Source organism: Clostridium sp. UBA6640 (genome assembly GCF_002455975.1).
Classification (GTDB): Bacteria; Bacillota; Clostridia; order Clostridiales; family Clostridiaceae; genus Clostridium_J.
Genome location: NZ_DKLM01000090.1, coordinates 1 through 6,118, shown reverse-complemented (window position 1 = coordinate 6,118; position 6,118 = coordinate 1). Strand labels below are relative to the sequence as shown.

Genomic DNA, 6,118 nt, shown 5'->3' with positions numbered 1-6,118 from the left:
GATGTTGAAAATTTTATAGCTTCAACAGAAATTAATGAAACTGTTATCGTAGGAGGAATTGGAGCTATAAGTTATGAAGTTGCTTCTGCGTTCCCAAATCCAATGAGAATAGGTGGAAAAAATAGATTTGAAACAAATATAAATGTATTATCTACTTTTGGAAATTGGTTAAGTTATGATGAAGTTTACGTAGCAACAGGTATGAACTATCCAGATGCATTATCTGGAAGTGCAGCTGCAGCAATGACAGGTTCACCATTAATTTTAACAACTGCAATTGGTATAGATCCTAATACATATATATATGCGAATTTTTTAAGAGCTAAAAAAGTTTACGGATTAGGTGGACAAGCAGTTTTAGGTGATGGAGTTTTATCATGGATTGAAGAATTAGCTCAATATCTTGAGGTCCAAAATATAAAATCAGAACCTGTAACTGTTAATAAAGGTCAATTTGCTATATTACCAAGTGCAGTGTTTGTTTTACCAGATGGAAAAACAATTAATCAAGCATTACCTAAAATAGTAGAAATACAATGGCAAACTGAAGATTTAGTTATAGATACTTCTGTAGCAGGAGAAAAAATCTATACTGGTGTTGTAAAAGGACATGATATAAATGATGATAAATACAAAGTAGAATTAAAAGTCATAGTAAAATAGATTTTAGTTCAATTGTATAGTAAAAATGGAGAAGTAACAAAAACTTCTCCATTTTTGTTTGTAAAATAGTTAAAAAATAATATAAAAAAGGAATAACCAATAAATATAGAATTGTATGTAGTAATAATAATTTAAATATTGGAGGGATTTCCATGGAAATAGAAGTTATGAAGTTATCAGTCATTAATGAAGAAAATTTAGAAAAGATAGCAAAATTTATAGCAGCAATAAATATGAGAAAAGAAAATCATATAGGATATTGTGGAGATAATAAAGAGGAGATATTAGAGACCCTAAAGGAAGATTTTTTACCTAATAAAAGCTTAATGTTTTTAAGTGGTGAAAAAGAAATAGTAGCTGTATTAGGTGTAGATTTAGATATTGAAAATGAAACAGCAGAAATTCATGGCCCTTTTGTAGATGAAAAATATAGTGTGGATCTTGCTTTAAAGTTGTGGAATAATATATTGCCTTTAATACCTAAGAAAATAAATAAAGCAAATATGTTTTTTAACTATAAAAATTCTTTAGCTATGGAATTTTCTAATAGTTTGAATTTTACTTTTAAAAGCAATGAGTTTGTACTATCACTAAATAGAGAGGACAGGATAGAGAACCTTAGTGATGGAGTGAGAACTTTGAAAGATGATGAAAAAGAAGAGTTTATAAAGCTTCATGATAATATTTTTCCTAATACTTACTATAGTGGAGAAATGATAGTTAATAAAATAAATTCAAAAAATAAAGTTTATATATACAAAGAGAAAGATGAAATTCAAGGATATATCTATGTAGAGATATGTCCAGAAGCTAAGCAGGGGAACATAGAATATTTAGGAGTTAAGCCTAATTCTAGAGGGCGTGGATTAGGAGTTAAGTTATTAAGTATGGCAATTGATTTTGTATTTTCCCATGATACTATAATGGAGATAATTCTTTGTGTAAATTGTGATAATGAAGCAATTAAATTATATAAAAAATGCGGATTTAAGGAAAAGAATTTTTTGAAATTCTATCAGCTATATTTATAAAATTAAATAAAATTTTAATCTATGAAAATACTAGAAAGCTATTTTAATTTACATTCTAGTATTTTTGTTTTGCAATTTATTGTAATGATTTAAAGATTTTTAATTAATGTTTTTAAAAATGCAACAAAGTATTTGTAGTTGACTTATTTAGATATCTAATAGATGAGTAGATAATTATATATATATCCTATTGGAAAAATAATTTAATAAGTGTTAACATTACCATGGAAATTCATATTAATGAAAACTCAAAAGATAGGTGATAGAGTTTATGAAAATTGCAATAAATAATTTAACAAAAACATATGAAAATGTTAAAGCTGTGGACAATCTAAGTATAACAATAGAACAAGGTGAATTTGTTACTATATTAGGGCCTAGTGGTTGTGGAAAGAGTACATTACTTTTCATGATATCAGGTATCTTAGAGCCTACAAAAGGAGAAATTCATTTTAATGATGCAAAAATTAATGATGTTTCTATCGAAGATAGAAATATTGGAATGGTATTTCAAAATTACTCTTTATATCCCCATATGACCGTTGTGGAAAATTTAATGTTTCCATTAAAGATGAAGGGAATAAAGAAGAAACAAGCTTTAGAAAAAGCAAAAGAAATTAGTAAGCTAATTCATGTTGAAGAATTGTTAAATAGGAAACCAAAGGAGCTTTCAGGAGGACAGCAGCAAAGAGTTGCAATTGGAAGAGCAATTATTAAGGAGCCTACAGTCTTACTTATGGATGAACCTTTTTCCAATCTTGATGAAGCATTAAGAGTAGAAATGAGAGAAGAGATTAAGCTTCTCCAAAAGAAGACTGGTATAACGACTTTATTTGTAACCCATGATCAAGAGGAAGCGCTCAGTATATCAGATAAGATTTTGCTCATGAGTCAAGGAAAAGATATACAATATTCTACTCCTAAAGAACTTTATGATAATCCAAACTCTATTTTTTCTGCCTCATTTATTGGAAATCCCAAAATAAATTTACTAGAAAAGGATGATTACATAACAAATATCATTAAGAAAGATAAAAATCTTAATGAAGGAACTATAGCTATAAGACCAGAGGATATAGAAGTAAGAAAAATAGAAGAAAATATAAATAAAAATAATCTTCAAGGAACCATTGAAGATGTACAATCTATGGGAAAAGATATTTACTTAAAAGTAAGAGTCGGAGAAAGTCTACTTCGTGTAATTACTACAAAGCATACAAGCTTTCTTTATAAAGATAGAGTGGTCTTAAATTTTAAGAGAATTCATAATTTAAAGGAGTGAAGTATGAATAGAAATAAAAAAGTTATATTTTACTTACTTCCTAGTCTTATTATAATTTTATTGTTTCAAATATATCCGATAATTAATGTCTTATCTATGAGCTTCTATATTAAATTTGATTATATAAAAGATATTGTTTATGAGAAAGGACTGGGAAACTATAAATATGTGCTTACAGATCCAGATTTTTATTTAGCATTAAAAAATACTTTTATATATGTTTTATTATCAGTACCAGTATCTATAACTATAGCTTTAATTTTTGCATTAATACTTAATAGTAATATAAAATTCAAAGAAGTTTTTAGGAGTGTATATTTTTTACCTTTTGTTACATCCGCTGTAGCCATTTCTATAGTTTGGCGATGGATATTTAGTAGCGATTATGGTCTTATGAATAATATTATAGGATTATTTAATATAGCACCTCAGGAATTTTTAAATGAAAGTTCTTGGACAATACCTCTTTTAATATTTTTAAATATTTGGAGGGGCATTGGGTACAAAATAGTTATATTACTAGCGGGACTTCAAAGTATAGACAAAAAGTATCAATATGCAGCAATGATAGATGGAGCATCAAAATGGAAATGTCTTAAGGAAATAACTATACCACTATTGTCGCCAACTATATTCTTTTTGTCTATAACTTCTGTAATTGGCAGCTTTAAATTATTTGATGAAGTTTTTATACTTTATGATAAAAAACCGGGACCTTTAAAAAGTGGTATGACTATTGTATATTATATTTTTAATAAATTTTATATGAATTGGCAATTTGCTACAGCAGCAGCTGCCGCATTTGTACTTTTTATAATAATTTTTATATTTACTTTGATACAGCTTTTCATAGGAAAGAAAAAAGTACATTACTAAGGGGGCGAGGCTATTGAAGGAGAAAAAATTACTTAATGTATTTAAATATATTTTTTTATTAATAGGTGTAACATTTATTTTACTACCTTTTATATGGATGATATTGACTTCACTAAAAGATTTAAGTGAGATATTTTCCAAAGATATAGTTTTATTCCCTAAAAGTTTAAAATGGGAAAATTATATAGAAGTATTTAAGTTAGATCAATTTGCAAGGCATCTTTTTAATAGCATAATTGTAACAATTTTTATAACTTTGGGAGAATTGTTTACTACAATTTTAGCTGCATTTGCTTTTTCAAATTTTAAATTTAAAGGTAGGGATTTATTGTTTACATTGCTTTTAGGAACAATGATGGTTCCAAGTGAGGTTCTTGTAATACCTAACTTTGTTTTATTAAGTAAATTAGGATGGATAGATACTTACAAAGCATTAATAATTCCCTGGTGTGCAAGTGTATTTGCAATATTTTTTCTACGTCAGTATTTTTTAGGAATACCAAAGGAGCTTTATTATGCTGCCAAGGTGGATGGATGTAGCGATTTTAAATATCTTTGTACTGTAATGGTACCAATAGCTAAACCAGCTATAGTTACCTTAGCTATATTAAAAATAATAAATAGTTGGAATGCTTTTATGTGGCCACTTGTTGTAACAAATTCAGAAGAAATGAGAACTCTTCCTACAGTACTTGCCAAATTTTCATCAGAAGTAGGCATGGATTACAATTTATTAATGGCAGCAACAACAATAATAATTTTACCTATGATAATTATTTACATACTACTATCTAAACATATTATAAATAGTGTAGGTAGTAGTGGAATAAAGGGTTAATCATACATAAAAAGAAAGAAGGGGTTTATGTGAAGAAAAGAATATTAGCTATAATTTTAGCTGGAATTACAATTTTATCAACGGTAGGTTGTAGTAAGGTTGAAAATAACAATGGCGAAGAGACAAAATTAGCAATTTCTACTGAAATTACGGATAATGTAGAAATTCAATTTTGGCACTCTATGAAAGGAGAAAATGAAGAGGCACTTAAAAAAATAACAGAGGATTTTGAAAAAGAGAACAGCAATATTAAAGTAAAACTGGTAAATCAAGGTGATTATAGAAGTCTATTTGAAAAACTTATGGGAGCAGCAAAGAGCAGTACATTGCCTAATATAACTCAAATATATTGCAATAGATTATCTTGGTATATTGATAAAGATTTAGTAGAAGATTTAAAACCATACATAGATAACAGTCAAGTAGGACTATCTAAGGAAGAAGTAGAGGATATTTATCCTGTATTTTTAGATGACGGCCTTTGGGGAGAAAACCAATATGCCCTTCCTTTTAATAAAAGCCAAATGGTGCTTTACTATAATGAAGATATGCTTAAAGAAAAAAATGTAGAGGTTCCAAAAACATGGGATGAATTTAAAGAAGCAGCAGAGAAATTAACTGTAGATAATAATAAAGATGGAAAACCAGAGGTTTATGGAGTCGCTTTTCCAAATAATATTTCAACAGATATAGCTATTTGGGTTAGACAAGCTGGTGAAGAAGTTATAGATGAAGAATCAGATAAAATTAATTTTAATACGGGAGAAACTAAAGAAGCAGTTAATCTTATTAACGATATGATCCAAAGTAAAGTTGCTAGACTTGCCGGAGAGGATAAAAATCCAAATAATACCTTAACTCAAGAAAAAGCGGCAATGTGTATAGCATCAACTTCAGCAATTCCTTATATTGAAAAATCAATGAAAGGAAATTGGTCTTTAGCACCATTACCAACTTATAAAGAAGATGCACAGCTTTATTATGGAACTAATGTTGCTGCTTTTAACACTGGCAGTAAAGAAGAAAAATTAGCTTCTTGGTTATATATTAAATATTTGATTAACACAGAAAATACTGCATACTTCTCAATGAAGACTGGCTATATACCAGTTAGGAAATCAGCTTTAGAACTTGATGATTATAAAAAATTCTTACAAGAAAATCAACGAAAAGAAATTCCTATGAAAACATTAGATAAAGGATATAGTGGAGCTAGATCAATAGGGGTTATTCCAGCTTTAGATGTATTAGGAGAAGAACTTGAAAAAGTATTTGCCAATGAAAAGTCAGTAGATGAAGCTTTAAAAGATGCACAGGAAAAAGGGGAAAAAGCAATGCAAGAAGCTAGAAGTAATTAGTTTCTTAAATAAATTATAGGGTTCCACAATGAAAATTTAACTTATACGTGATTTTAATTTCCATAACAAA

Annotated in this window: 6 protein-coding genes; all 6 read left to right on the top strand. The window is 28.1% G+C overall.

Annotated elements, in window-relative coordinates:
• On the top strand, positions 1 to 663 hold a 663-nt coding region (locus B2W91_RS10330; RefSeq protein ID WP_291580556.1), incomplete at its 5' end, for a cell wall-binding repeat-containing protein.
• Between the two features lie 152 nt (positions 664 to 815).
• Positions 816 to 1,694, top strand: a complete 879-nt coding sequence (locus B2W91_RS10325) for a GNAT family N-acetyltransferase (protein WP_291580554.1) — start codon at positions 816 to 818, stop codon at positions 1,692 to 1,694.
• Between the two features lie 271 nt (positions 1,695 to 1,965).
• Positions 1,966 to 2,976, top strand: a complete 1,011-nt coding sequence (locus B2W91_RS10320) for an ABC transporter ATP-binding protein (RefSeq protein WP_291580552.1) — start codon at positions 1,966 to 1,968, stop codon at positions 2,974 to 2,976.
• 3 nt (positions 2,977 to 2,979) lie between these two features.
• Complete coding sequence (locus tag B2W91_RS10315) at positions 2,980 to 3,852, top strand: carbohydrate ABC transporter permease (RefSeq protein WP_291580550.1); 873 nt, start codon at positions 2,980 to 2,982, stop codon at positions 3,850 to 3,852.
• A gap of 13 nt (positions 3,853 to 3,865) precedes the next feature.
• A complete protein-coding gene (locus B2W91_RS10310; protein ID WP_291580549.1) occupies positions 3,866 to 4,690 on the top strand; it encodes a carbohydrate ABC transporter permease in 825 nt (274 codons plus the stop codon).
• Between the two features lie 29 nt (positions 4,691 to 4,719).
• Positions 4,720 to 6,048, top strand: a complete 1,329-nt coding sequence (locus tag B2W91_RS10305) for an ABC transporter substrate-binding protein (protein WP_291580548.1) — start codon at positions 4,720 to 4,722, stop codon at positions 6,046 to 6,048.
• The last annotated feature ends 70 nt before the right edge of the window (positions 6,049 to 6,118 follow it).